The 25,095-nt window shown below is 41.9% G+C and carries 26 protein-coding genes; 24 read left to right on the top strand and 2 right to left on the bottom strand.

The features are described from left to right. The first annotated feature begins 81 nt into the window (after positions 1–81). The 13 genes from HMPREF2655_RS09520 (at position 82) to HMPREF2655_RS09460 (ending at position 13,592) form a co-directional block, all read left to right on the top strand. Positions 82–462, top strand: a complete 381-nt coding sequence (locus tag HMPREF2655_RS09520; protein WP_000157150.1) for a lactoylglutathione lyase — start codon at positions 82–84, stop codon at positions 460–462. 247 nt (positions 463–709) lie between these two features. Beyond that, positions 710–1,510, top strand: coding sequence for a dihydroorotate dehydrogenase electron transfer subunit (locus HMPREF2655_RS09515; RefSeq protein ID WP_001070074.1), 801 nt, complete (start codon positions 710–712; stop codon positions 1,508–1,510). Beyond that, on the top strand, positions 1,473–2,459 hold the full coding sequence (locus tag HMPREF2655_RS09510) for a dihydroorotate dehydrogenase (RefSeq protein ID WP_161800715.1): 987 nt from the start codon (positions 1,473–1,475) through the stop codon (positions 2,457–2,459). The genes HMPREF2655_RS09515 and HMPREF2655_RS09510 overlap by 38 nt, the downstream gene beginning before the upstream one ends. Positions 2,460–2,569: 110 nt before the next feature. Continuing rightward, the gene (locus HMPREF2655_RS09505; protein WP_083321256.1) at positions 2,570–4,822 is read left to right on the top strand and encodes a glucosaminidase domain-containing protein; all 2,253 of its coding nucleotides are present in this window, start codon (positions 2,570–2,572) and stop codon (positions 4,820–4,822) included. Positions 4,823–4,989: 167 nt separating this feature from the next. Beyond that, on the top strand, positions 4,990–6,024 hold the full coding sequence (locus HMPREF2655_RS09500) for a DNA/RNA non-specific endonuclease (protein WP_070838714.1): 1,035 nt from the start codon (positions 4,990–4,992) through the stop codon (positions 6,022–6,024). A 91-nt stretch (positions 6,025–6,115) separates the two neighbouring features. Continuing rightward, on the top strand, positions 6,116–6,352 hold the full coding sequence (locus tag HMPREF2655_RS09495) for a DUF2829 domain-containing protein (RefSeq protein WP_000141914.1): 237 nt from the start codon (positions 6,116–6,118) through the stop codon (positions 6,350–6,352). After that, positions 6,345–7,043, top strand: coding sequence for a 3-oxoacyl-ACP reductase (locus HMPREF2655_RS09490; protein WP_070838712.1), 699 nt, complete (start codon positions 6,345–6,347; stop codon positions 7,041–7,043). Before HMPREF2655_RS09495 ends, HMPREF2655_RS09490 begins: the two co-directional genes overlap by 8 nt. 10 nt (positions 7,044–7,053) lie before the next feature. Beyond that, positions 7,054–7,554, top strand: a complete 501-nt coding sequence (locus tag HMPREF2655_RS09485; RefSeq protein ID WP_000403333.1) for an NUDIX hydrolase — start codon at positions 7,054–7,056, stop codon at positions 7,552–7,554. Continuing rightward, complete coding sequence (locus HMPREF2655_RS09480; RefSeq protein WP_070838710.1) at positions 7,532–8,380, top strand: putative PEP-binding protein; 849 nt, start codon at positions 7,532–7,534, stop codon at positions 8,378–8,380. The genes HMPREF2655_RS09485 and HMPREF2655_RS09480 overlap by 23 nt, the downstream gene beginning before the upstream one ends. Continuing rightward, a complete protein-coding gene (locus HMPREF2655_RS09475; protein ID WP_049479731.1) occupies positions 8,377–8,817 on the top strand; it encodes an ASCH domain-containing protein in 441 nt (146 codons plus the stop codon). Before HMPREF2655_RS09480 ends, HMPREF2655_RS09475 begins: the two co-directional genes overlap by 4 nt. A 120-nt stretch (positions 8,818–8,937) precedes the next feature. Then, positions 8,938–11,484 (top strand): M1 family metallopeptidase, encoded by a 2,547-nt coding sequence (locus HMPREF2655_RS09470; RefSeq protein ID WP_070838708.1) that lies wholly within the window; start codon positions 8,938–8,940, stop codon positions 11,482–11,484. A 106-nt stretch (positions 11,485–11,590) separates the two neighbouring features. Beyond that, a complete protein-coding gene (gene ciaR, locus HMPREF2655_RS09465; RefSeq protein ID WP_000590630.1) occupies positions 11,591–12,265 on the top strand; it encodes a two-component system response regulator CiaR in 675 nt (224 codons plus the stop codon). Next, positions 12,255–13,592 carry a sensor histidine kinase gene (locus tag HMPREF2655_RS09460; RefSeq protein ID WP_000482345.1) on the top strand — a complete coding sequence of 446 codons (1,338 nt, stop codon included), beginning with the start codon at positions 12,255–12,257 and terminating at the stop codon, positions 13,590–13,592. The genes ciaR and HMPREF2655_RS09460 overlap by 11 nt, the downstream gene beginning before the upstream one ends. 64 nt (positions 13,593–13,656) lie before the next feature. Here HMPREF2655_RS09460 and HMPREF2655_RS09455 read toward each other — a convergent pair whose 3' ends face one another. Beyond that, positions 13,657–13,941: a DUF3270 domain-containing protein gene (locus tag HMPREF2655_RS09455; RefSeq protein WP_001276159.1), complete on the bottom strand. Its 285-nt coding sequence runs from the start codon at positions 13,939–13,941 to the stop codon at positions 13,657–13,659. Between the two features lie 386 nt (positions 13,942–14,327). On the opposite strand from HMPREF2655_RS09455, the gene HMPREF2655_RS09450 reads away from it, so the two are divergent. The 8 genes from HMPREF2655_RS09450 (at position 14,328) to deoD (ending at position 21,497) form a co-directional block, all read left to right on the top strand. Further along, positions 14,328–15,383 (top strand): ABC transporter permease, encoded by a 1,056-nt coding sequence (locus HMPREF2655_RS09450; RefSeq protein WP_000280277.1) that lies wholly within the window; start codon positions 14,328–14,330, stop codon positions 15,381–15,383. Positions 15,384–15,396: 13 nt separating this feature from the next. Further along, positions 15,397–16,077 (top strand): ABC transporter ATP-binding protein, encoded by a 681-nt coding sequence (locus HMPREF2655_RS09445; RefSeq protein ID WP_000125730.1) that lies wholly within the window; start codon positions 15,397–15,399, stop codon positions 16,075–16,077. A gap of 125 nt (positions 16,078–16,202) precedes the next feature. After that, positions 16,203–17,132, top strand: coding sequence for a peptidase U32 family protein (locus HMPREF2655_RS09440; RefSeq protein ID WP_070838706.1), 930 nt, complete (start codon positions 16,203–16,205; stop codon positions 17,130–17,132). Positions 17,133–17,237: 105 nt separating this feature from the next. After that, on the top strand, positions 17,238–17,921 hold the full coding sequence (gene rpiA / locus HMPREF2655_RS09435; RefSeq protein ID WP_000429280.1) for a ribose-5-phosphate isomerase RpiA: 684 nt from the start codon (positions 17,238–17,240) through the stop codon (positions 17,919–17,921). 23 nt (positions 17,922–17,944) lie between these two features. Further along, positions 17,945–19,156 carry a phosphopentomutase gene (locus HMPREF2655_RS09430; protein WP_070838705.1) on the top strand — a complete coding sequence of 404 codons (1,212 nt, stop codon included), beginning with the start codon at positions 17,945–17,947 and terminating at the stop codon, positions 19,154–19,156. Between the two features lies 1 nt (position 19,157). Further along, positions 19,158–19,718, top strand: coding sequence for a DUF1697 domain-containing protein (locus HMPREF2655_RS09425; RefSeq protein ID WP_070838703.1), 561 nt, complete (start codon positions 19,158–19,160; stop codon positions 19,716–19,718). Then, on the top strand, positions 19,715–20,524 hold the full coding sequence (locus tag HMPREF2655_RS09420) for a purine-nucleoside phosphorylase (RefSeq protein WP_070838701.1): 810 nt from the start codon (positions 19,715–19,717) through the stop codon (positions 20,522–20,524). The genes HMPREF2655_RS09425 and HMPREF2655_RS09420 overlap by 4 nt, the downstream gene beginning before the upstream one ends. Positions 20,525–20,786: 262 nt before the next feature. After that, positions 20,787–21,497: a purine-nucleoside phosphorylase gene (deoD, locus tag HMPREF2655_RS09415; protein ID WP_070838699.1), complete on the top strand. Its 711-nt coding sequence runs from the start codon at positions 20,787–20,789 to the stop codon at positions 21,495–21,497. A 32-nt stretch (positions 21,498–21,529) separates the two neighbouring features. On the opposite strand, the gene pavA is transcribed toward deoD, so the two are convergent. Then, the gene (pavA, locus tag HMPREF2655_RS09410) at positions 21,530–23,185 is read right to left on the bottom strand and encodes an Rqc2 family fibronectin-binding protein PavA (protein WP_070838697.1); all 1,656 of its coding nucleotides are present in this window, start codon (positions 23,183–23,185) and stop codon (positions 21,530–21,532) included. A 104-nt stretch (positions 23,186–23,289) separates the two neighbouring features. Between pavA and ybeY the strand changes: the two genes are divergently transcribed. Genes ybeY through era form a run of 3 tightly spaced genes read left to right on the top strand, consistent with a single transcriptional unit; the run spans position 23,290 to position 25,079 of the window. Beyond that, positions 23,290–23,787 (top strand): rRNA maturation RNase YbeY, encoded by a 498-nt coding sequence (gene ybeY, locus HMPREF2655_RS09405; protein ID WP_000275172.1) that lies wholly within the window; start codon positions 23,290–23,292, stop codon positions 23,785–23,787. Further along, positions 23,768–24,163 carry a diacylglycerol kinase family protein gene (locus tag HMPREF2655_RS09400; RefSeq protein WP_049549991.1) on the top strand — a complete coding sequence of 132 codons (396 nt, stop codon included), beginning with the start codon at positions 23,768–23,770 and terminating at the stop codon, positions 24,161–24,163. The genes ybeY and HMPREF2655_RS09400 overlap by 20 nt, the downstream gene beginning before the upstream one ends. Positions 24,164–24,179: 16 nt before the next feature. Then, positions 24,180–25,079 (top strand): GTPase Era, encoded by a 900-nt coding sequence (gene era, locus HMPREF2655_RS09395; protein ID WP_000143275.1) that lies wholly within the window; start codon positions 24,180–24,182, stop codon positions 25,077–25,079. Positions 25,080–25,095: the final 16 nt, after the last annotated feature.

Genomic DNA, 25,095 nt, shown 5'->3' with positions numbered 1-25,095 from the left:
AGAGGACTCTGGTTCAAGTTTCTAGTAAATTTTCCTGAATAAAGGTATAATAGAACTATTAAAACGAAAGAGGTAATGAAAATGGCTTCAAAAATGCTACACACTTGCTTGCGAGTAGAAAACCTTGAAAAATCAATCGCTTTTTATCAAGATGCTTTTGGATTTAAAGAATTGCGTCGCAGAGATTTTCCAGATCATGCTTTCACCATTGTCTATCTAGGACTTGAGGGGGATGACTATGAGTTGGAGTTGACCTATAACTATGATCACGGTCCTTACGTGGTAGGAGATGGCTTCGCCCATATCGCCCTCAGTACACCTGACCTTGAGGCCCTACATCAAGAACATAGCGCTAAAGGCTATGAGGTGACAGCTCCTAATGGACTTCCAGGAACTCAACCAAACTATTACTTTGTCAAGGATCCTGACGGTTACAAGGTCGAAGTCATTCGTGAAAAATAATCCAGTGAAGTCAAGTAGAATGTTCGTTTTCTACTTGACTTTTTTTCTTTGAAAGAGTATACTAATACAAATTTAACCTTTAAGGGGAGTCCAGAGAGACTCACAAGGTGTCAGATAAAAGGGATAAGGGGACTCTCTGTGGAGACTTTTTAAGTGTGCGCATGAGTTCTAGCCTAACCCAACTGAGGCCTTGCATTAGCAAGGCCTTTTCTTTATCTGGTCCCCTTAAATTTAAGGAGGAAAAGTCATGAATCCCACATGTAAGAAGCGTTTGGGTGCCATTCGTTTGGAAACCATGAAGGTGGTCGCACAAGAGGAAATTGCGCCAGCAATCTTTGAATTAGTCCTAGAAGGGGAGATGGTTGAAGCCATGCGAGCCGGCCAATTTCTTCATCTGCGTGTGCCTGATGACGCCCATCTCTTGCGCCGCCCTATTTCAATTTCGTCTATTGACAAAGCAAACAAGCAGTGTCACCTTATTTATCGGATTGAGGGGGCTGGGACAGCTATTTTTTCAACCTTAAGTCAGGGAGATACTCTTGATGTGATGGGACCTCAGGGAAATGGTTTTGACTTGTCTGACCTAGACGACCAGAGTCAAGTCCTCCTCGTTGGTGGTGGGATTGGTGTTCCACCCTTGCTAGAAGTAGCCAAGGAATTGCATGCGCGTGGGGTGACAGTAGTGACAGTCCTCGGTTTTGCGACTAAGGATGCTGTTATTCTCGAAACCGAATTGGCCCGATATGGTCAGGTCTTTGTAACGACAGATGATGGTTCTTATGGCATCAAGGGAAATGTTTCTGTTGTTATCAATGATTTAGACAGTCAATTTGATGCGGTTTACTCATGTGGTGCTCCGGGAATGATGAAGTATATCAATCAAACCTTTTATGATCATCCAAGAGCCTATCTATCTCTAGAATCTCGTATGGCTTGTGGGATGGGAGCTTGCTATGCCTGCGTTCTAAAAGTGCCAGATAGTGAGACCGTCAGCCAACGCGTCTGTGAAGATGGCCCTGTTTTTCGCACAGGAACAGTTGTATTATAAGGAGAAAGTCATGACTAACAAACGTTTACAAGTTTCTCTACCGGGCTTGGATTTGAAAAATCCCATCATTCCAGCATCAGGCTGTTTTGGTTTCGGCCAAGAGTATGCCAAATACTATGATTTAGACCTTTTAGGCTCCATTATGATCAAGGCGACGACACTTGAACCCCGTTTTGGGAATCCTACTCCCAGGGTGGCAGAAACGCCTGCAGGTATGCTCAATGCAATCGGTTTACAAAATCCAGGTTTAGAAGCTGTTTTAGCTGAAAAGTTGCCTTGGCTGGAAAGAGAATATCCTTCGCTTCCCATCATCGCCAATGTAGCAGGCTTTTCAAAACAAGAGTACGCTGCCGTTTCTCAGGGGATTTCCAAGGCTACAAATGTAAAAGCTATCGAGCTCAATATCTCTTGTCCGAATGTGGATCACGGCAATCATGGACTTTTGATTGGGCAAGATCCTGACTTGGCTTATGAAGTGGTAAAGGCAGCTGTGGAAGCCTCTGATGTGCCAGTTTATGTTAAATTAACCCCTAGTGTAACGGATGTTGTCACCATCGCCAAAGCCGCAGAAGATGCAGGGGCAAGTGGCCTAACCATGATCAATACCCTTGTCGGTATGCGCTTTGACCTTAAAACCAGAAAACCAATCCTAGCCAATGGAACAGGTGGAATGTCTGGACCAGCAGTCTTTCCAGTAGCCCTCAAACTCATCCGCCAAGTCGCCCAAACAACCGACCTTCCCATCATTGGAATGGGAGGAGTGGATTCTGCTGAAGCAGCGCTAGAAATGTATCTGGCTGGTGCCTCTGCTATCGGAGTTGGAACAGCCAATTTTACCAATCCATATGCCTGTCCTGATATTATTGAAAATTTACCAAAAGTCATGGATAAATACGGCATTAGCAGTCTAGAAAATCTCCGTCAGGAAGTCAAAGCCAATCTGAGATAAGCTAGGTCTTCCTTATCGTCAACAAGAAATAGAATCTTCATCAATTTGTAATATTTCCGTCGATTAACTATGTTACAATAGGGTTTAGAAAACGTTATTGGAGCATTTAAATGAAACGATGGAAAGTGGCCCTAGTAAGTGCTGGCTTATTGGGGTGTTTTTTTACTGTAGTGGAGACAGCAAAAGCAGAAGAGGGGACTTGGCAAGGAAAGACCTACCTCAAAGCAGACGGGAAACCAGCAACCAAGCAATGGCTTTTTGACCAAACGCATCAGAACTGGTTTTATCTTAAAGATAATGGTCAACGTGCAGAAAATGGCTGGTTGACAGTTGGTGGTAAAGATTACTATTTTAACGAAGCTGGAAAATTAGCTACGAAAACGTGGGTTGGCCAGTACTATGTGACTGAAAGTGGTGCTAAAGCAAAGGAACAGTGGGTATTTAATCAGGAAAAAGAATCCTGGTATTATCTAAAGTCTGATGGTCAGAAAGCTCAAAAAGAATGGATTCAACAAGGTCAAGAAAAATATTACCTTAAAGAAGACGGGAAAATGGCCAAAGATGAGTGGATCACTCAAGGTGAGAACCAGTACTACATCAATTCACAAGGTAAAATGCTGAAAAATGCTTGGCTTGGTAAAAGCTATATATCAGAAAATGGTAATAAGGTTAAACAAGCCTGGATTTATGATGACAACTATAGCAGTTGGTTCTACCTTCAACAAGATGGTACCTATGCTGAAAATAGGTGGTTAACTATAGATGGGAAGGACTACCATTTTAAATCAGGCGGTTATCTTTCTACTGAACGTTGGATTGATCGCTTCTATGTTGCGAAGAGTGGAGCTAAATTGAAATCGGAATGGCTCTTTGACAAGAATTATAACTCTTGGTTTTACTTGAAAGCTGACGGAACCTATGCCGAAAAAGGCTGGGAAACGATTAAAGAAAAAGATTACCATTTCAAATCAGGCGGTTATCTTTCTACCGAGCGCTGGATAGATCGCTTCTATGTTGCGAAGAGTGGAGCTAAATTGAAATCGGAATGGCTCTTTGACAAGAATTATAACTCTTGGTTTTACTTGAAAGCTGACGGAACCTATGCTGAAAAAGGTTGGCAAACCATCAAAGGAAAGGATTACCATTTCAAATCTGGTGGCTACCTCTCTACGGAAACTTGGATTGACCGTAATTATGTGACAAGTAGTGGATCAAAAGCTGGTAAAGGATGGCTCTTTGATAAGAATTATAACTCATGGTTCTATATCAACTCTGATGGAAATTATGCCAATAAAGAATGGCTCTGGGATAATGGTTACTACTATCTCAAATCTGGTGGTTATATGGCTGCGAGTGAGTGGGTATGGTACAAGAATAACTGGTTCTACCTCAAGTCAAATGGAAAGATGGCTGAGAAAGAATTAATCTACGATTCATCCGACCAATCATGGTACTACCTTAAATCAGGCGGTTATATGGCAAAAAATGAAACTGTGGATGGTCATACCTTGGATGCTTCTGGTAGATGGCATGTTGCGGATAAAACCAAATATTACAAAGTTAAACCAATCACTGCCTATGTCTATAGTGCATCTGGAGAAATCTTGAGTTACATTAACCAAGGAAGCATTGTTTCACTGGATAGCTCGACGCGAAAAGGCGGCCGACTTGCAGTTTCGATTTCTGGCTTGTCTGGCTATATGAATCAAAGTGATTTGACAGCAGTAGATGAAGGAAGCGAGTTTATCCCTCATTATACTAGTGATGGGAAATTCCTCTACCATGAACTCTCTCCTTATACGAGTATCAAAGTAGCTCCACACACATCTGCCATGGTTATTGGTAAGAAGTACTACTCAACTGATGGAGAGCATTTTGATGGCTTTACCATTAAAAATCCTTTTCTCTATAAAAACTTGAGAGAACCAAGTAATTATAGTGCAGCTGAATTGGATAAACTGTATTCGATGATGAACTTGCAGGATAGTCCTCTCGCAGGTAAAGGAGCGACTTTCAAAGAAGCTGAAGAACGCTACGGTGTCAATGCCCTTTACTTGATGGCACATAGTGCTCTTGAAAGTGCGTGGGGACGCAGTCAAATTGCCAGAGATAAGAACAACTTCTTTGGTATTGCCGCTTATGATACGAGCCCATATCTCTCAGCCAAGAGCTTTGATAATGTGGATAAAGGAATCCTTGGAGCGGCCAAGTGGATTCGTGAGAACTACATCGACTATGGCAGAGACCACCTTGGAAATAAAGCAACCGGAATGAATGTTCGCTATGCTTCAGATCCATACTGGGGTGAGAAGATAGCCAGCATCATGATGACTATCAACAGCAAACTTGGTTGGAAAGACTAATCAAAAGAAATCAACGATAACTACTGAAAAGTGGTTATCGTTTTTGTTTTGGACATTGGAGGAGAAATAGTATAATAACAGCCTCTTTATTCTTGAACAATTAACAAAATGATAGTAAAATGTAAGAGGAGATATTAATCTAATTACTATATAAAAAGGAGAATTTTATGAAAAAGTTACTATCCTTCTCAATTGCCTTGCTTTCCGTCACAACACTAGTTGCTTGTTCTGGACATAAGGCGGAATCAAAGGTCCCAGAAGAAAAAATTGAACAGAAGCAAATCAAGTTCGATGAAAAGTTGTTTAAAGAAGCTGGACTCTTGCCTTTTAAAAATGAGAAACAACTAGAACTTAGGGAATTGGATTCTAAATCACGCGCAACGGGTGCTCATATTCAACTTAAGGACAGCGATGAGCCAACTGAGAAGAGAGAGTCCAAGTTGACTTATGATCCAGTTGGATGGCACAATTATAAATTCTTTTATAGTGACGGTAAAAAAGAAGCTTGGTTGATGAGTCGAGGCCATCTAATCGGTTACCAATTTAGTGGATTAAACGATGAAAAGAGGAATCTGGTTCCAATGACGAACTGGCTCAATGCTGGGAATTATTCTGGAACAGATGACCAAAACCAAAGTAGCATGCTTTACTATGAAAATCGATTGGACTCTTGGTTGGCCAATCACCCAAACTATTATCTTGACTACAAGGTGACCCCAATCTATCAAAAGGACGAATTGATCCCTAGACAGATTGAATTGCAGTATGTGGGAATCGATGAAAACGGCAAACTCTTGGAGATCAAGTTGGGTGGTAGTAAGGAAAAGGTTGATCAGTATTCTGTGACACATGTTATTCTAGACAATGTTTCAGCTAATGCGGAAATCAATTACTTGGATGGTACGGCTAAAAATACAGTTGAAGATGCAAAGATAAAAGAAGAAAAAGAAAAGGCTAAGAAGGAAGCTGAGGAAAAAGCCAAGAAAGAGGCTGAAGAAAAAGAAGCAGCTGAAAAGAAAGCAAAAGAAGAAGAACAGGAAAAAGCTCGCCAAGCCGCACAAGAAAAGGAAGAAAGCCAGGAATCAAACTCGCCATCAACAAATTCAGGTGGCTACTTTAGAGATAGAAAAGGGAGATGGCACAGACCAAATGGTAAATTTGCTTCTAAGAAAGAAATCAGAGAAGCCGGATTGCAGTGGTAAGAAGAATTTAGTAGATACACAGTCAAAAAGCCGTTGGAAAACGGTTTTTTGTTATAATTAAATGAAGAATGTAGAATTAAAGGAGAACATCATGACTTTTGAAGAAATCCTGCCTGGGTTAAAGGCCAAGAAAAAATATGTACGAACTGGTTGGGGAGGGGCAGAAAACTATGTCCAACTTTTTGACACCATCGAGCAAAACGGGGTTGCACTTGAAGTGACGCCTTATTTCCTAATCAACGTGTCTGGAGAAGGGGAAGGTTTTTCGATGTGGAGCCCGACACCTTGTGATGTTTTGGCGACAGATTGGGTAGAAGTGAATGACTAAATGTGTACTCATTACAGGTGTAAGTTCAGGGATCGGACTGGCTCAAGCTCGACTCTTTTTAGAGAAGGGTTATCAAGTATATGGAGTTGACCAAGGTGAAAATCCACTCTTAGAGGGTGATTTCCATTTTTTACAGAGAGATTTGACCTTGGACTTGGAGCCAATTTTTGACTGGTGTCCTTATGTAGATGTTTTGTGCAATACTGCAGGAGTTTTGGATGATTACAAACCACTTTTGGAACAAACAGCGCAGGAAATTCAAGAGATTTTTGAAATCAACTATGTGACTCCTGTTGAGTTGACTCGACATTATTTGACGCAAATGCTGGAAAATAAAAAAGGAATCATTATCAATATGTGTTCGATTGCTTCGAGTCTAGCAGGTGGTGGTGGTCACGCCTATACCTCGTCTAAGCATGCCTTAGCTGGCTTTACCAAGCAGTTGGCTCTAGACTATGCAGAAGCTGGTATTCAGGTTTTTGGAATTGCTCCAGGGGCAGTCAAGACAGGTATGACTGCTGCAGACTTTGAACCAGGTGGATTGGCAGACTGGGTAGCTAGTGAAACGCCTATCAAGCGTTGGATTGAACCAAGTGAGATTGCTCAAGTTAGCCTTTTCTTGGCTAGCGGTCAGGCATCTGCCATGCAAGGACAAATCCTGACAGTGGATGGTGGCTGGAGTTTGAAGTAGGAGGAGATAGATGGAAATCAAAAAACACTTTGGAGTCTATGCTGTTTGCTTTGAAAATGGGAAGTTACTCTGCATTGAAAAAACGAGGGGCCCTTATCAACATCGTTATGATTTACCCGGTGGTAGTCAGCAACTTGGGGAAGGATTGACGGAAACGCTGATTAGAGAAGTTATGGAAGAGACGGGACATACTGTTAGAAGCTACTCTAATCCTCGAATCTACGATGTTTTCGTCAGGGAAGAGTTAAAAAATTTTATGGTTCACCATATCATGGCATTTTATGATATTGAGGTCAACGAGAAGGAACCTCAGGTTACGATTTCGGAAGCTGTCTCTGATGGTGCGAATGATTCACTTGGATATATTTGGATGGATTTTCAGAAAATCACAGAAGAAAATGCATCGCCATTAGTCTTGAAGGTCAAGTCTGAATTATTAGGATTTCCAGAGCTGGACAAGACTTCTTACATGAATTGGAAGGTGAATGATGAGAAACCAACTTGTCCTTAGTGGAGAACAAATTGTTGAAAAAGTTTATCCTCAGTTATTGCACCACGTCGGTATGATTCGTGGAGAATATTTGTTGAGAGAGCTTAATCAAAACATCCTATTAGCAAGTTGCCAGCAATTTGTAAAAGATTATCTAGATACCATTTGCTCCTTGTACTCAGACGAAGAGGTTTGGTATCGTTTTTCAGAGTTAACAAATACAGAAGCTAATTGTTTAGAGGGGACTAAAGAGCATTTTGATGAAAATCATCCCTTGTTTGGTTATAGAGGAACTAGGCGCTTGCTGGCGTGTCCTGATGAATTTCAGGCTGAAGCACATGTCGTTACAGAAGTTTATCAAACAAATCCCAATCTGTCTGTTATCTTTCCTTTTGTCAATGATGCTGAGCAGTTAAAGCAAGTTATTAGAGTATTACGTCAGCATGGTTTTACTGGAAAAGTCGGCACAATGATTGAATTACCGTCAGCTTATTTTGACTTGGACAGGATACTGGAAACGGGTATTTCAAAGATTATAGTTGGAATGAATGATTTGACTTCTTTTGTTTTTGCGACTGTGAGAAACAGTCAATGGCATGATATGGAAAGTCCAATAATGTTAGATATGCTGAGAGATATGCAGGATAAAGCAAGTATGAAAAAAATTGACTTGGCTGTAGCAGGTTATCTGAACTTTTCCTTCATACAAAAAATGAATCAGATGGGTATCAAATGCATTATCCACTACAGTTCTATTCCAGAGATTTTTAATTTAGAGATTGACCATCCAGACCACCTCAAACGTGTAAAAGAAGTAAGTAAAAAATTACAAAGGAGAAAGCCATGACACCTCAAGAAATGTGGAATGCATATAAACAAATTAACCCCTCGATTGGAGATGAGATAGATGCCTGGGCTTTTGGAGTAGAGGCAGATCTCTTAGCTGACTTGGTTCTAAGAGGCGAAAAGACAGCAACTGCCTCGGCCTATGACCTCTACGCACTAGAAGACGAACCTCTTCCACAAGAAGGGACCTTCGATGTCATTTTAGACAGTCAAAATCAGGCTGTCTGTATTGTCGAAATTACAAAGGTCTCCGTTCAGCCTTTTCATCAAGTTTCTGCTGACCATGCCTACAAGGAAGGGGAGGGGGATAAATCTTTAGCCTATTGGCGTCAGGTTCATGAGGACTGTTTCACCGAGTGGATGAGGGAGGCTGGGGTGGCTTTTACGCCTGACAGCAAGGTCGTTTTGGAAGAATTTCGCAAGGTCTACCCACTGTAGACTGCAGAAGGAAGAAAGTTTTGGAAATTACCGTCCAATCCTTTTTTCTAAAGCAAAACATGATATAATAAGTTTGTTTGAAGAAGAGCACGGCTCTTAAACTTAGAATAGGAGAAAACTATGCAAGCAGTAGAACATTTTATTACCCAATTTGTTCCTGAACACTATGATTTATTTCTAGACTTGAGTCGTGAGACCAAGACCTTTTCTGGGAAGGTGACCATTACTGGTCAAGCACAGAGTGACCGTATTTCCCTTCACCAAAAAGACTTGGAAATCACTTCTGTAGAAGTTGCGGGTCAAGCTCGTCCGTTTACAGTTGACCATGACAATGAAGCCCTTCATATCGAATTGGCTGAGGCTGGCAAAGTTGAATTGGTTATTGCTTTTTCAGGAAAAATCACAGACAACATGACAGGGATTTACCCTTCTTATTACACAGTTGATGGAGTCAAGAAGGAAGTCTTGTCTACTCAGTTCGAGAGCCATTTTGCGCGCGAAGCCTTCCCATGTGTGGATGAGCCAGAAGCAAAAGCGACTTTTGACCTCGCTCTACGTTTTGACCAAGCAGAAGATGAAGTTGCCTTGTCGAACATGCCAGAAATCGATGTTGAAAACCGCAAGGAAACAGGCATCTGGAAGTTTGAAACGACACCTCGCATGTCTTCTTACTTGTTGGCTTTTGTCGCTGGTGATTTGCAAGGGGTGACCGCTAAAACTAAAAACGGTACCCTCGTAGGTGTTTACTCAACCAAAGCCCATCCACTATCTAACCTTGATTTCTCATTAGACATCGCCGTTCGCTCAATCGAGTTTTACGAAGATTACTACGGAGTTAAGTATCCAATTCCTCAATCGCTCCACATCGCCCTTCCTGACTTCTCAGCAGGTGCCATGGAAAACTGGGGTCTTGTGACTTACCGTGAAGTTTACTTGGTTGTGGATGAGAACTCAACCTTTGCTAGCCGTCAACAAGTTGCCCTAGTTGTAGCACATGAGTTGGCTCACCAATGGTTTGGAAACCTCGTGACTATGAAATGGTGGGATGACCTTTGGCTTAATGAAAGCTTCGCTAACATGATGGAATACGTCTGTGTGGATGCCATCGAGCCAAGTTGGAATATCTTTGAAGACTTCCAAACAGGTGGTGTTCCAGCTGCGCTTAAACGCGATGCGACGGACGGTGTTCAGTCTGTTCACGTTGAAGTTAAACACCCAGATGAAATCAACACGCTCTTTGATGGCGCTATCGTCTATGCTAAAGGAAGCCGTCTCATGCACATGCTTCGCCGTTGGCTCGGAGATGCTGATTTTGCTAAGGGTTTGCACGCTTACTTTGAAAAACACCAATACAGCAACACCATCGGTCGTGACCTTTGGGATGCTCTTGGTCAAGCATCAGGACGTGATGTCGCAGCCTTTATGGATTCTTGGTTGGAACAGCCTGGTTACCCAGTTCTCACTGTCAAAGTTGAAAATGACGTCTTGAAGATTTCGCAAAAACAATTCTTCATCGGTGAGCACGAAGACAAGAACCGCCTCTGGGTAGTGCCACTCAACAGCAACTGGGAAGGCCTACCAGATACACTCGAAACTGAAAGTATCGAAATCCCTGGCTATGCCGCTCTTCTTGCTGAAAATAAAGGAGCCCTTCGTCTCAATACTGAAAATACAGCTCACTATATTACAGACTATCAAGGAGACTTGTTAGAAGCTGTTCTTGCTGAGCTAGAGACACTTGATAACACAAGCAAATTACAAATCGTCCAAGAACGTCGTTTGTTAGCTGAAGCAGGGCACATTTCTTATGCAGACTTGCTCCCAGTCCTTGATAAACTTGCTAAGGAAGAATCTTACCTTGTCGTTTCAGCTGTTTCTCAAGTGATTTCTGCCCTTGAGCGCTTTATTGATGAAGGAACAGATGCTGAAACAGCCTTCAAATCACTGGTTGCTAAATTGGCTCGTCACAACTATGACCGTCTTGGCTTCGAAGCCAAAGATGGAGAATCAGATGAGGATGAATTGGTTCGTCAGTTGACCATTTCCATGATGATTCGCTCCAATGATGCAGAAGCTAGTCAAGTCGCTAGCCAAATCTTTGCAGCTCATAAGGAAAATCTTGCAGGACTTCCAGCAGCTATCCGTGCTCAAGTTCTCATCAATGAAATGAAACACCATGAGACCAAGGACTTGGTCGCAACTTATCTGGACCTCTACACTCATGCCACAGATGCTGTTTTCAAACGCCAGTTAGCAGCTGCTCTAGCCTACAGTACAGATGCTGACAATATCCAAACCTTGATTAGTTCATGGAAGGACAAATTTGTGGTCAAACCTCAAGACCTTTCTTCATGGTACCTCCAATTCCTCGGACACCAAGCAACTCAAGAGACTGTTTGGGTATGGGCGCGCGAAAACTGGGATTGGATCAAGGCAGCTCTTGGTGGCGACATGAGCTTTGACAGCTTTGTCATCTTCCCATCACATATCTTTAAAACAGAGCAACGCTTGGCAGAGTACAAGGAATTCTTTGAACCACAACTTTCTGACCTAGCTCTTAGCCGTAATATCCGCATGGGGATCAAGGATATCGCAGCGCGTGTTGACTTGATTAAGCGTGAAAAAGCTGCAGTAGAAGCTGTTGTAGCCCAATATGCTAAAGCTTAATTCGTTTATGTAAACAAAAACTCAACTTTCTATCTGAAAAGAAGAGAGAGTTGAGTTTTTTTTAAGGCAATTTTGGTATAATAATCATAAGAAGGAGGAGTTTCTGATGATAAAAATCTTATTAGTAGAAGATGACCTGGGTCTGTCAAACTCAGTATTTGACTTTTTGGATGATTTTGCAGATGTCATGCAGGTCTTTGATGGAGAAGAAGGTCTCTACGAAGCTGAAAGTGGCGTTTATGACTTGATTTTGCTTGACCTGATGTTGCCGGAAAAAAATGGGTTCCAAGTCTTGAAAGAATTGCGTGAAAAAGGAATCACGACACCAGTCCTTATCATGACTGCCAAAGAGAGTTTGGATGACAAGGGACACGGTTTTGAGCTTGGAGCGGATGACTACCTCACCAAACCTTTCTACCTTGAAGAACTCAAAATGCGAATCCAAGCCCTTCTCAAACGTTCAGGTAAGTTTAACGAAAACACCTTGACCTATGGAGATATTGTCGTCAACCTTTCAACGAATGAAGTGAAGGTGGAAGACACTCCTGTGGAACTACTCGGAAAAGAGTTTGAATTATTGGTTTACTTCCTTCAAAATCAAAATGTTATTCTTCCTAAGACGCAAATTTTTGACCGTCTATGGGGATTTGATAGCGATACGACGATTTCCGTTGTAGAAGTCTATGTCTCAAAAGTTCGTAAGAAATTGAAGGGAACAGCCTTTGCTGAAAATCTTCAAACCTTGCGTAGTGTCGGGTATATTTTAAAAGATGTTCAATAAACTAAAAAAAACATGGTATGCGGATGATTTCAGCTATTTCATTCGAAACTTTGGAGTGTTCACCCTGATCTTCTCTGCTATGACCTTGATTATCCTCCAGGTCATGCACTCGAGTCTCTACACTTCTGTAGATGAAAAACTCCAAGCCCTTAGTAGCAGTCCCCAAGCGGTTATCCAGTTAGCCCTGAATCGGGCAACTGAAGAGGTTAAGGATATTCAACCAGCAACAGCGGATGCCAACAAGGCTGAAATCAAGCCCAATGTCAGCTCCAATACGGAAGTCTTGCTCTTTGACAAGGATTTTAATCAGCTCTTACTGGGCAATCGCTTTTTAGGTTTGGACAAGATCAAGCTGGACAAAAAGGAGTTGAATCACATTCGCCAAATCCAAGTTGTCAATAGCTATGGTCAGGAAGAAACCTATCGGATGATTTTGATGGAAACCAACTCATCTTCCGTCTCAAGTAACGTCAAATATGCTGCGGTTTTAATCAATACCAGCCAGCTCGAGCAAATCAGCCAAAACCACGAGCATTTAATTGTTGTAGTCATGGCTAGTTTCTGGCTCCTGTCTTTAATTGCCAGTGTTTATCTGGCACGTGTCAGTGTCAAACCCTTGCTGGAAAGTATGCAAAAGCAGAAGTCCTTTGTTGAAAATGCGAGTCACGAACTGAGAACGCCTTTGGCCGTTTTACAAAATCGTTTAGAAAATCTCTTTCGAAAACCAGAGGCAACGATTATGGAATCCAGCGAAAGTATCGCTTCCAGTCTTGAAGAAGTTCGCAACATGCGCTTCCTCACGACCAATCTTCTCAACCTTGCACGTCGCGATGATGGAATTAAACCAGAAATAGCAGAAGTATCACCACAGTTCTTTAAGACGACCTTTGCTAACTATGAGTTGATTGCTTCTGAAAATGATCGTATTTTTGAGTATGAAAATCGGATTTATCGTCCCTTTATGACCGATCAGTTGCTCCTAAAACAGCTCATGACCATCTTATTTGACAATGCCATCAAGTATACTGAAGAAGATGGGAAAATTGAGTTTATAGTCCATGCTACAGATCGTCACCTCTATCTAACAGTAACGGATAACGGAATTGGAATCTCAGCTGCTGACAAGAAGAAAATCTTTGACCGTTTTTATCGTGTAGACAAGGCAAGAACTCGTCAGAAAGGTGGCTTTGGTCTTGGACTATCCTTGGCCAAGCAAATCGTAGATGCCTTACGAGGAACGATTAGCGTAAAAGATAACAAACCTAGAGGAACAATTTTTGAAGTTAAGATCGCTATTCAATCTCCTTCAAAACGTAAGAATAAATAAAAAAGACAGTTAGAGAACTGTCTTTTTTGATAACTAGAAAAGAGGTTGGTAGTAGTACCAACCTTTATTTCGAAAATTTTCGTTTCATTATCTTTCGTTGAAGTTGTAAAAGGGCGAAACTAAGACCCATTGCAGCGACAAAGGATAAAGCTGTATTTAATTTTATAGCTAAAAAGATAAAACTAAAAAGTGCCATAAAAATACAGAAACAAGCGATATTTACAAAAAATAAAATCTCTTTTAGGTTAGGGCCGACTGGGGCTTCAGGTGTGTAATCTTGGTAAAGCGGAGTTTGTTTTGATTCGGGAGCTTGTTCAAACTCATAAGCTTCTAGTTTTCTTGCGGACATGATTCTCTCCTTAACAGTACATAACTATTTTATCATTTTTTATGCAGAGAATTATTACAGGATTGTTACAAAACTACTAAAGTCTCTTATCATCCTCTAAGTCGCTCTCTTGACACCTACAAGGGAAAATGGTAGCATGGATGTTACACTTAAAACAGATGACATGACCTTCTCTTTTATAAATATACTGAGAAAGAAAAGGATAACTTATATAAATTGATAGTAAGCTGAGGCTTTTCCTAAGATGATTTGTTAAGTTGCTACCCTGATTTATTTTAAAAAGTATTGGTAGGAGTTGTTTTGAATGGATGATAAGACAGAGATTCTGTCTATTGGTCTGGGTGGCTTTTAAACTACCTCTGGGGAAAAGTAAAAAGGAGATAAGCATGTATCTTGCTATCAAAGAGATATTACGAAACAAACTTCGATATAGTTTGATTCTAACTACCATTTTTCTTATCGCTTTCATGGTCTTTTTTATGACCAGTCTAGCTCTTGGTCTTGTGCGAAACAACCGAGCAGCTATTGATAATTGGCAAGCGACGGGTGTCGTTTTATCCGACTACGCAAATGATAATTTGACAGCATCCTTTATTCCTGAAAAGGACTACAAGGACAAGAGTTCTGAAGAGGCTGCTCCATTGGGCTATATGTTCGCTGTAACCAATCTAGTCGATGGTAGTGAAAAGGTCAATGTTTCCATTTTTGCTCAAAACTGGGACTCTTTTATCTCTCCTAGTTTGACGGAGGGTCGTTATCCTGAAGGAGATGATGAGGTTGTCGTGGATCAGTCTTTTGAGAACTATGGGATGAAGCTAGGTGATGCCATTCAGCTCAATGGAAGTGATTCAAGTTACAAGATTGTAGGCCTGACTCAAGGAAATAAGTTTTTCACTGAGCCTGTTGTCTTTACGAGTCTGACAACTTATTGGACCTTACAAGGAACCTTGAAAGCCAATCGTTCCATCACTGCCTTGGTATTGAAAAATGACATAGAAGTGTCTGGCGATGGACTGAAACAGATTTCCATTCCAAAAATGATTTCGAAAATTCCTGGTTACACACCTCAGGTGAATGTATTTTCAGGAATGATTCTCGCTATGATTGTCATTACAGGCTTGATTGTGGGGATTTTTGTTTATATCATTACCATCCAAAAACTAGGCCTTTATGGAATAATGCGAGCTCAAGGGATACAGATCAAAACCATTGTATGGTCTCTATTCTGTCAAATCTTCCTCCTAGCTGGTATGGGGATTGCTTTAGCCTTGCTGGCAATCGGAGGAGTGATTTTAGTCTTACCAGCTACCTTCTTTTTCTATCCAAGTTGGATAGCCTACTCTGTCCTAAGTTTGGTAATTTCCTTGATGGCCCTTCTAGGTGGTGTCATTTCACTTCCACGCTTGTTAAAGGTGGACCCGATTACTGCGATTGCAGAATGATAAGGAGAATAGTATGACAGCATTGATTGAAATGAATCAAGTGACAAAAACCTACGGGGAAGGAAAGATGAAAGTCGTAGCCCTGCATGAGACGAATTTTCAGCTAAATGCGGGAGAGTTCGTAGCTATCGTTGGACCTTCAGGTTCCGGAAAGACGACCTTTCTAACAACTCTAGGACAACTACAGGAAGCATCGAGTGGAAAGATTCTAGTCAAGGGGAAGGAAACAGGCAGTTTGACGGAGAAGGAAAAAACAGATCTCCGTTTTAGAGAGTTTGGTTTCATTCTCCAGGCTTCAAACTTAATTCCTTTTCTAACGGTCAAGGAACAGCTAGATTTGATAGACAGACTAGATAAGGGGAAAAATAGTAAAAGTGACCGAAAAGAGCTGTTTGACTTGTTGGATTTGGAAAAAGTTCAAAATCATTATCCCAAAGCTCTATCGGGTGGTGAACGTCAACGTGCCGCGATTGCTAGAGCGCTCTATAACAATCCAAGCATTGTGCTTGCAGATGAGCCGACAGCCAGTCTTGACACTGAGCGTGCTTACCAAGTAACGGAGATGCTGGCTGCCATTGCCCATGAACAAGGTAGAGGAGTTGTTATGATTACGCACGATACTCGTCTTCTTGATAAGGTTGATCGTATTTATGTCATGAACGATGGCCACCTAGTTGAAGAAACACATGCATAAAATAGAGTGAATGGTACAAGTTACTGTTCACTTTTTTGATTGGAAAAGATAGAAACAAGTTTAACTTTTTGTGAAACTCTCAGTAACCATAGCTGATTTTTGAGAAATGTGGTATAATCTTCCTTATGGAAAAGATTATCATTACAGCAACTGCTGAAAGTATTGAACAAGTTGAACAACTACTCGAAGCTGGCGTAGACCGTATCTATGTCGGTGAGAAAGATTTTGGCCTTCGTCTGCCAACGACTTTTAGTCATGACCAATTGCGTGAGATTGCTAAGTTGGTTCATGAAGCTGGCAAAGAATTGATTGTTTCGGTTAATGCCCTCATGCACCAAGATATGATGGACCGTATCAAGCCTTTCCTAGACTTCTTGGAAGAAATCAAGACAGACTATATTACTGTTGGGGATGCAGGTGTCTTTTACGTTGTCAATCGCGATGGTTATTCCTTTAAGACCATTTATGATGCTTCAACCATGGTAACAAGCAGTCGTCAGATTAACTTCTGGGGTCAAAAGGCTGGCGCCTCTGAGGCGGTTTTGGCGCGTGAAATTCCATCTGCTGAACTCTTCAAGATGCCAGAGATTTTGGAAATTCCTGCTGAAGTATTGGTTTATGGGGCTAGTGTCATTCACCATTCTAAGCGTCCGCTCTTGCAAAACTACTATAACTTCACGCACATCGATGATGAAAAGACACGTAAACGTGACCTCTTCTTAGCAGAACCGAGTGACCCTGAGAGCCATTATTCTATCTTTGAAGACAATCATGGTACTCACATCTTTGCCAACAATGACCTTGATTTGATGACTAAATTGACAGAGTTGGTGGAGCATGGTTTTACTCATTGGAAACTTGAAGGACTTTACACCCCAGGTCAAAACTTTGTTGAGATTGCAAAACTCTTTATCCAAGCGCGTGGCTTGATCCAAGAAGGGAATTTCAGCCATGACCAAGCCTTCTTGTTAGATGAGGAAGTGCGCAAGTTACACCCTAAAAACCGTTTTCTCGATACTGGATTCTATGATTACGATCCGGATATGGTTAAATAGGACACCAAAACCCGAAATAAAAATGTTCGGGTTTTTCCAGTGTATCCATGAAATAAAAACGGATACATGTTATAATAAAAATAGCTCTTTAATGGAGGTGTTTAAGTGGAGAATCTGAAAAAGATGGCAGGTATCAAGGCTGCTGAGTTTGTCAAGGATGGTATGGTTGTTGGTCTGGGAACTGGCTCTACTGCCTACTATTTCGTAGAGGAAGTAGGTCGTCGGATCAAGGAAGAAGGTTTGCAGATTACTGCTGTAACGACTTCCAGTGTGACCAGTAAACAGGCTGAAGGACTTAACATCCCGCTCAAGTCGATTGATCAAGTAGACTTTGTCGATGTGACGGTTGACGGGGCGGATGAAGTAGATAGCCAGTTTAACGGAATCAAAGGCGGTGGTGGTGCCCTTCTCATGGAGAAGGTTGTCGCAACGCCCTCAAAAGAATACATTTGGGTGGTGGATGAAAGCAAACTGGTCAAGAAACTAGGTGCTTTTAAATTGCCAGTAGAAGTGGTTCAGTATGGTGCAGAACAGGTCTTTCGTCGGTTTGAGCGAGCTGGCTATAAACCAAGTTTCCGTGAAAAAGACGGCCAACGTTTTGTGACCGATATGCAGAACTTTATCATTGACCTAGCTTTGGATGTCATTGAAGATCCAATTGCCTTCGGGCAAGAATTGGACCATGTCGTTGGTGTCGTAGAGCACGGCTTGTTTAACCAAATGGTGGATAAGGTCATCGTAGCGGGACGAGATGGGGTTCAGATTTTAACTTCAACAAAAGCAAACTAATCAACATAATAAGGAGATACACTATGTCAAAATTTAATCGTATTCACTTGGTGGTACTGGATTCTGTGGGAATCGGTGCTGCACCAGATGCCAATAACTTTGTCAATGCAGGGGTTCCAGATGGAGCTTCTGACACACTAGGACACATTTCAAAAACAGTTGGTTTGAATGTGCCAAACATGGCTAAAATTGGTTTAGGAAATATTCCACGTGAAACTCCTCTTAAGACTGTACCAGCAGAAATCAACCCAACAGGTTATGCAACAAAATTGGAAGAAGTTTCCCTTGGTAAGGATACTATGACTGGACACTGGGAAATCATGGGACTCAATATTACCGAGCCTTTCGATACTTTCTGGAACGGATTCCCAGAAGAAATCCTGACAAAAATCGAAGAATTTTCAGGACGCAAGGTCATTCGTGAAGCCAACAAACCTTATTCAGGAACAGCTGTTATCGATGATTTTGGACCACGTCAGATGGAAACTGGGGAGTTGATTATCTATACTTCAGCTGACCCTGTTTTGCAGATTGCTGCCCACGAAGACATTATTCCTTTGGATGAATTGTACCGTATTTGTGAATACGCTCGTTCGATTACCCTTGAGCGTCCTGCTCTTCTAGGTCGTATCATTGCCCGTCCATATGTTGGTGAGCCAGGTAATTTCACTCGTACAGCAAACCGTCGTGACTTGGCAGTATCTCCATTTGCACCAACTGTTTTGGATAAATTGAACGAAGCTGGCATCGATACTTACGCTGTTGGTAAAATCAACGATATCTTTAATGGCGCTGGTATCAATCATGACATGGGCCACAACAAGTCAAACAGTCATGGAATTGATACACTCTTGAAGACCATGGGACTTGCTGAGTTTGAAAAAGGATTCTCTTTCACAAACTTAGTTGACTTTGATGCCCTTTATGGACACCGCCGCAATGCTCATGGTTACCGTGATTGCTTGCATGAGTTTGATGAACGCTTGCCTGAAATTATCGCAGCAATGAGAGAAAATGACCTTCTTTTGATTACTGCGGACCATGGAAATGACCCAACCTATGCAGGAACAGACCACACTCGCGAATATATTCCACTTTTGGCTTACAGTCCTTCCTTTAAAGGAAATGGTGTCATTCCAGTTGGACATTTTGCAGATATCTCAGCAACAGTTGCGGATAACTTTGGTGTTGAAACTGCCATGATTGGGGAAAGTTTCTTAGATAAATTGGTATAAGATGAAACGCTATGCTTTACTGGTAAGGGGAATTAATGTCGGTGGCAAGAATAAAGTTGTCATGGCGCAACTTCGTCAAGAACTGACAGAGTTGGGACTGGAAAAGGTTGAAACCTACATCAACAGTGGCAACATTTTCTTTACTTCGACAGCTCCCAAAGCCCAATTGGTTGAAAAGTTAGAGGCTTTCTTTGAAATCCATTATCCATTTATTCAGAGCTTTTCCTTGTTGAGTCTTGAGGACTTTGAAGAGGAACTTGAAAATCTGCCTGAATGGTGGACCAAAGATTTGGCACGAAAGGACGTCCTCTTTTACACGGAGGGCTTGGATGTGGATCAAGTCATCGAGAAAGTTGAAAGTTTGGAACTGAAAGATGAAGTGATTCATTTTGGAAGACTTGGGATTTTCTGGGGGAAATTCTCTGAAAAATCCTACTATGCAACTGCCTATCACAAGTACTTGCTCAAGATGCCTTTCTACCGCAACATCACCATTCGCAACGCAAAAACCTTTGACAAAATCGGTCAAATGCTAAAAAATAATAAAGGAGACACACAATGACATTTTTAGATAAAATCAAGGAAACAGCTGCTTTCCTGAAAGACAAGGGAATCCAAGCACCTGAGTTTGGTTTAATCCTTGGATCAGGACTTGGAGAATTGGCAGAAGAAATCGAAAATCCAGTTGTAGTAGACTATGCAGACATTCCAAACTGGGGCCGCTCTACAGTAGTTGGGCACGCTGGTAAATTGGTATATGGTGAACTTGCAGGGCGCAAGGTCTTGGCTCTTCAAGGACGCTTCCATTTCTACGAGGGAAATCCTCTTGAAGTCGTGACTTTCCCAGTTCGTGTGATGAAAGTCCTCGGATGTGAAGGTGTCATTGTAACCAATGCAGCTGGTGGTATTAGCTATGGACCTGGTACCTTGATGGCTATCTCAGACCATATCAATATGACGGGGCAAAACCCATTGATGGGTGAAAACTTGGATGATTTTGGTCCACGTTTCCCAGATATGTCTAAAGCCTACACTCCAGAATACCGTGCTACTGCCCATGAAGTGGCTAAGAAACTTGGTATCAAGCTTGATGAAGGTGTCTATATTGGTGTAACAGGTCCAACTTATGAAACCCCAGCAGAGATTCGTGCCTATAAGACATTGGGGGCAGATGCAGTTGGTATGTCCACTGTTCCTGAAGTGATTGTGGCCGCCCACTCAGGCTTGAAAGTTCTAGGAATTTCATGTATTACGAACCATGCTGCTGGTTTCCAAGAAGAACTCAACCACGAAGAAGTTGTGGAAGTGACAGAGCGTGTCAAAGGCGACTTCAAAGGCTTGCTTAAAACGATTCTTGCTGAATTGTAATCAATACTTATTATAGAAAGGTAGAGTGAAGTGTTCTAATTTGAACACGAGCGGAAAGCTTTTCTAAAACATTGAAAGGTAGGGTAGTTTGGTTTTGAATTGAACCCGAGCTATTCTCCTATTTATCATCAAAATCAAGAAAGAAAGGAATTGAACCCACCCTAAAAGCGGTGGGAAAAAGATAGTTGGTCTAGCGAGCATCGCTCACTGCGCCCAACTCCTATTTTCCCTTCGCTTTTTGACGGGTTTGGTATCTTATATTATGTCTATCCATATTGCTGCTCAGCAGGGTGAAATTGCTGATAAAATTCTTCTTCCTGGGGATCCTCTTCGTGCGAAATTTATTGCGGAAAACTTCCTTGAAGATGCTGTTTGTTTTAATGAAGTGCGTAACATGTTTGGTTACACTGGTACTTACAAAGGGCACCGTGTATCGGTCATGGGAACTGGGATGGGGATGCCGTCCATTTCGATTTATGCGCGTGAGTTGATTGTGGACTACGGTGTGAAAAAATTGATCCGTGTGGGAACTGCTGGTTCTTTGAATGAAGATGTCCACGTCCGTGAATTGGTTTTGGCGCAAGCAGCTGCAACCAACTCAAACATCATCCGCAACGACTGGCCACAGTATGATTTCCCACAAATTGCTAGTTTTGACTTGCTAGACAAGGCCTACCATATCGCCAAAGAACTAGGTATGACCACCCACGTTGGGAACGTTTTGTCATCAGATGTCTTTTATTCAAACTACTTTGAAAAGAACATCGAACTTGGTAAATGGGGAGTTAAAGCTGTCGAAATGGAAGCAGCAGCCCTTTACTACTTGACTGCCCAACACCACGTCGATGCACTTGCTATCATGACCATTTCTGATAGCTTGGTCAATCCAGATGAAGACACCACTGCAGAAGAACGCCAAAACACCTTCACTGATATGATGAAGGTCGGCTTGGAAACCTTAATTGCAGAGTAAATTGTAAAAGAAAATCCTGATTTCAAGTGGAATCAGGATTTTTTCATAGATGCGATTTTTTCGGGGTCTGGTGTAACGCGGAGGGTCTTTTGTCCTGTGTAGGTTACAAAGCCAGGTTTGCCACCAGTTGGTTTATTGAGTTTTTTCACTTCAATCATATCTACCTGAACGAGATTTGACAAGCGCCCTTTGGAGAAGTAGGCAGCTAGCTCCGCAGCGTCCGTTTTAACTTCGTCAGAAGGATTGAGATTTCCTGAGATGACGACATGGCTTCCAGGGATGTCCTTGGCATGGAACCAAAGTTCCTCCTTGCGAGCCATTTTAAAGGTTAGCTCTTCATTTTGCAAGTTGTTACGACCGACATAAATGATGGTTTTGCCATCGCTCGCTAGATACTGTTCTGGTTTTTTGCGTTTCTGGATTTTTTCACGTTGGCGTCTTCTAATAAAGCCTGTTTGGATCAATTCTTCACGGATTTCAGCGATTTCCTCCAGCCCAGCTTGGTTGAGAACAGTCTCAACACTTTCCAGATAGAGAATGGTTGCCTTGGTTTCTTCAATCAACTCAGTCAGGTATTTGACAGCTTCTTTGAGTTTCTGGTAGCGTTTAAAGTAGCGTTGGGCATTCTGACTAGGAGTTAGTGCCTTATCAAGAGCAATGGTGATAGGTTGGTTGGTGTAGTAGTTGTCCAAGGTAACCTGATCTTGGTCATTGGGAACTTGGTGGAGGAAGGTTGTCAACAATTCTCCTTTTTGGCGAAATTCTTCAGCATTGTCTGTCGCTAGTAACTCTTTTTCTTGTTTTTTAAGCTTATGTCGATTTTTCTGAAGTTCATTTTCAACACGACGAATGAGCACACTGGCTTGCTGTTTGACACGGTCCCGTTCAGCCTTGTCCTTATAGTAGGTGTCCAGCAAGTCAGAAAGGCTGGCAAAAGGCTCTCCCACCTGATTTACAAAAGGAACTGGGCTGAAGGAAGTCTCTGTTAAGCATGGATTGGTTTCTTGCCCGAAGAAGTTTCGGAAAGTAGACAGTTTATCACTGACAAGAATGTTTTCCAATTCATTTGCCGTATCACGTCCTAGACCATGAAAGAGACTTTGAAGATTTTTTGCTGTTAGTTCCTGTGTTTGTAGGATTTCAAAGAGTTTTTCATCCTTGACAGTAAATGGATTGAGAGACTCGGTACTCGGCGGAGCGATATAGGTAGATCCTGGAAGTAAGGTGCGGTAGCTATTTTGTGAAAAGCCGACGTGTTTGATGACTTCGAGGATTTTATGGCTACTTTTATCTACGAGGAGAATATTACTGTGTTTGCCCATGATTTCGATAATCAAGGTAGCCTGAATATGGTCTCCAATCTCGTTTTTATTGGAAACGGTAATTTCCACGATACGGTCGTTTTCCACTTGCTCAATCGACTCAATCAGGGCGCCTTGTAAATACTTTCTCAAAACCATGATAAAAGTCGAAGGTTGGGCTGGATTTTCAAAAGTTGTTTGGGTCAGCTGGATGCGACCAAAAACGGGATGAGCAGAGAGGAGCAGGCGATGGCTTTGGCGATTGCTGCGGATTTGCAAGACCAACTCTTGTTCAAAAGGTTGATTGATTTTCTGAATGCGACCATTGACCAACTCGCTTCGCAATTCCTCAACCATGTGGTGTAAAAAAAATCCGTCAAATGACATCGTTCTCTCCTTGTGATTGTATTCCATAGTATTATATCAAAAAGGTAGAATAAAATCATGGAAATGTGGTATAATAAAGCCAAGTAAAGAGAATCGAGAAGTACATGTATATTGAAATGGTAGATGAAACTGGTCAAGTTTCACAAGAAATCTTGCAACAAACCCAAGAAATTTTGGAATTTGCAGCCCAAAAAATAGGAAAAGAAGACAAGGAGATGGCAGTTACTTTTGTGACCAACGAGCGTAGCCACGAACTCAATCTAGAGTACCGTGATACGGATCGTCCGACAGATGTCATTAGCCTTGAGTATAAACCAGAGTTGGACATCTCCTTTGACGAAGAGGATTTGCTTGAAAATCCTGAATTGGCAGAGATGATGTCTGAGTTTGATGCCTATATTGGGGAACTGTTCATCTCTATCGATAAAGCGCATGAGCAGGCTGAGGAATACGGTCACAGCTTTGAGCGTGAAATGGGCTTCTTGGCAGTACACGGCTTTTTACACATTAACGGCTACGATCACTACACTCCGGAAGAAGAAGCGGAGATGTTCGGTTTACAAGAAGAAATTTTGACAGCCTATGGACTCACAAGACAATAAACGAAAATGGAAAAATCGTGACCTGGTATCCAGTTTAGAATTTGCTCTTACAGGAATTCTGACTGCTTTCAAGGAAGAACGCAATATGCGAAAACATGCAGTGACGGCTCTAGTAGTCATCTTTGCAGGTTTTGTTTTTCAGGTGTCACGAATCGAATGGCTCTTTCTCCTAATGAGCATTTTCTTAGTAGTAGCATTTGAGATTATTAACTCTGCTATTGAAAATGTAGTGGATTTAGCCAGTCACTATCACTTTTCTATGTTGGCAAAGAAAGCCAAGGACATGGCAGCAGGAGCTGTGCTAGTGGTCTCTCTTTTTGCTGCAATGACAGGTGCACTTATCTTTATCCCACGCATTTGGGATATACTATTTTAAACTATAAGAGGAAATTATGACATTTAAATCAGGCTTTGTAGCTATTTTGGGACGTCCCAATGTTGGGAAGTCAACCTTTTTAAATCACGTCATGGGGCAAAAGATTGCCATTATGAGTGACAAAGCGCAAACAACGCGCAATAAAATCATGGGGATTTACACCACGGATAAGGAGCAAATCGTCTTTATCGATACACCGGGGATTCACAAGCCCAAAACAGCTCTTGGAGATTTCATGGTGGAATCAGCCTATAGTACTTTGCGTGAAGTGGATACTGTTCTATTCATGGTGCCAGCTGATGAGCCACGTGGTAAGGGCGACGATATGATTATCGAGCGTCTGAAAGCTGCCAAGGTTCCTGTGATTCTGGTGGTGAATAAGATTGACAAGGTCCATCCAGACCAACTTTTGGCTCAGATTGATGACTTCCGTAACCAGATGGACTTTAAGGAAATTGTTCCTATCTCAGCCCTTCAGGGAAATAACGTTTCTCGACTAATCGATATTTTGAGTGAAAATCTAGAGGAAGGTTTCCAGTATTTCCCATCTGATCAAATCACAGACCACCCTGAGCGTTTCTTGGTTTCAGAAATGATTCGTGAGAAGGTTCTTCATTTGACTCGCGAAGAGATTCCTCATTCTGTCGCAGTAGTGGTCGACTCTATGAAGCGTGATGAAGAGACAGACAAGGTTCACATCCGAGCAACCATCATGGTGGAGCGCGATAGCCAAAAAGGAATTATCATCGGAAAAGGTGGCGCTATGCTCAAGAAAATAGGGACCATGGCCCGTCGTGATATCGAACTCATGCTAGGGGACAAGGTTTTCCTAGAAACTTGGGTCAAGGTCAAGAAAAACTGGCGTGATAAAAAGCTAGATTTGGCTGACTTTGGCTATAATGAAAAAGAATACTAAGTAGAGGTGGGCTCAT

Origin of the sequence: Streptococcus sp. HMSC066F01, from assembly GCF_001837335.1 — a bacterium.
GTDB lineage: Bacteria > Bacillota > Bacilli > Lactobacillales > Streptococcaceae > Streptococcus > Streptococcus oralis_S.
The sequence above is the reverse complement of the archived record's forward strand: the minus strand, read 5'-3'. Positions and strand labels throughout refer to the sequence as shown.

What these genes read in the sequence shown, in the direction of transcription:
- HMPREF2655_RS09520 (WP_000157150.1), top strand. Translation starts at nt 82, where the DNA reads ATGGCTTCAAAAATGCTACACACTTGCTTGCGAGTAGAAAACCTTGAA.
- HMPREF2655_RS09515 (WP_001070074.1), top strand. Translation starts at nt 710, where the DNA reads ATGAATCCCACATGTAAGAAGCGTTTGGGTGCCATTCGTTTGGAAACC.
- HMPREF2655_RS09510 (WP_161800715.1), top strand. Translation starts at nt 1,473, where the DNA reads ATGGCCCTGTTTTTCGCACAGGAACAGTTGTATTATAAGGAGAAAGTC.
- HMPREF2655_RS09505 (WP_083321256.1), top strand. Translation starts at nt 2,570, where the DNA reads ATGAAACGATGGAAAGTGGCCCTAGTAAGTGCTGGCTTATTGGGGTGT.
- HMPREF2655_RS09500 (WP_070838714.1), top strand. Translation starts at nt 4,990, where the DNA reads ATGAAAAAGTTACTATCCTTCTCAATTGCCTTGCTTTCCGTCACAACA.
- HMPREF2655_RS09495 (WP_000141914.1), top strand. Translation starts at nt 6,116, where the DNA reads ATGACTTTTGAAGAAATCCTGCCTGGGTTAAAGGCCAAGAAAAAATAT.
- HMPREF2655_RS09490 (WP_070838712.1), top strand. Translation starts at nt 6,345, where the DNA reads ATGACTAAATGTGTACTCATTACAGGTGTAAGTTCAGGGATCGGACTG.
- HMPREF2655_RS09485 (WP_000403333.1), top strand. Translation starts at nt 7,054, where the DNA reads ATGGAAATCAAAAAACACTTTGGAGTCTATGCTGTTTGCTTTGAAAAT.
- HMPREF2655_RS09480 (WP_070838710.1), top strand. Translation starts at nt 7,532, where the DNA reads ATGAGAAACCAACTTGTCCTTAGTGGAGAACAAATTGTTGAAAAAGTT.
- HMPREF2655_RS09475 (WP_049479731.1), top strand. Translation starts at nt 8,377, where the DNA reads ATGACACCTCAAGAAATGTGGAATGCATATAAACAAATTAACCCCTCG.
- HMPREF2655_RS09470 (WP_070838708.1), top strand. Translation starts at nt 8,938, where the DNA reads ATGCAAGCAGTAGAACATTTTATTACCCAATTTGTTCCTGAACACTAT.
- ciaR (WP_000590630.1), top strand. Translation starts at nt 11,591, where the DNA reads ATGATAAAAATCTTATTAGTAGAAGATGACCTGGGTCTGTCAAACTCA.
- HMPREF2655_RS09460 (WP_000482345.1), top strand. Translation starts at nt 12,255, where the DNA reads ATGTTCAATAAACTAAAAAAAACATGGTATGCGGATGATTTCAGCTAT.
- HMPREF2655_RS09455 (WP_001276159.1), bottom strand. Translation starts at nt 13,941, where the DNA reads ATGTCCGCAAGAAAACTAGAAGCTTATGAGTTTGAACAAGCTCCCGAA.
- HMPREF2655_RS09450 (WP_000280277.1), top strand. Translation starts at nt 14,328, where the DNA reads ATGTATCTTGCTATCAAAGAGATATTACGAAACAAACTTCGATATAGT.
- HMPREF2655_RS09445 (WP_000125730.1), top strand. Translation starts at nt 15,397, where the DNA reads ATGACAGCATTGATTGAAATGAATCAAGTGACAAAAACCTACGGGGAA.
- HMPREF2655_RS09440 (WP_070838706.1), top strand. Translation starts at nt 16,203, where the DNA reads ATGGAAAAGATTATCATTACAGCAACTGCTGAAAGTATTGAACAAGTT.
- HMPREF2655_RS09430 (WP_070838705.1), top strand. Translation starts at nt 17,945, where the DNA reads ATGTCAAAATTTAATCGTATTCACTTGGTGGTACTGGATTCTGTGGGA.
- HMPREF2655_RS09425 (WP_070838703.1), top strand. Translation starts at nt 19,158, where the DNA reads ATGAAACGCTATGCTTTACTGGTAAGGGGAATTAATGTCGGTGGCAAG.
- HMPREF2655_RS09420 (WP_070838701.1), top strand. Translation starts at nt 19,715, where the DNA reads ATGACATTTTTAGATAAAATCAAGGAAACAGCTGCTTTCCTGAAAGAC.
- deoD (WP_070838699.1), top strand. Translation starts at nt 20,787, where the DNA reads ATGTCTATCCATATTGCTGCTCAGCAGGGTGAAATTGCTGATAAAATT.
- pavA (WP_070838697.1), bottom strand. Translation starts at nt 23,185, where the DNA reads ATGTCATTTGACGGATTTTTTTTACACCACATGGTTGAGGAATTGCGA.
- ybeY (WP_000275172.1), top strand. Translation starts at nt 23,290, where the DNA reads ATGTATATTGAAATGGTAGATGAAACTGGTCAAGTTTCACAAGAAATC.
- HMPREF2655_RS09400 (WP_049549991.1), top strand. Translation starts at nt 23,768, where the DNA reads ATGGACTCACAAGACAATAAACGAAAATGGAAAAATCGTGACCTGGTA.
- era (WP_000143275.1), top strand. Translation starts at nt 24,180, where the DNA reads ATGACATTTAAATCAGGCTTTGTAGCTATTTTGGGACGTCCCAATGTT.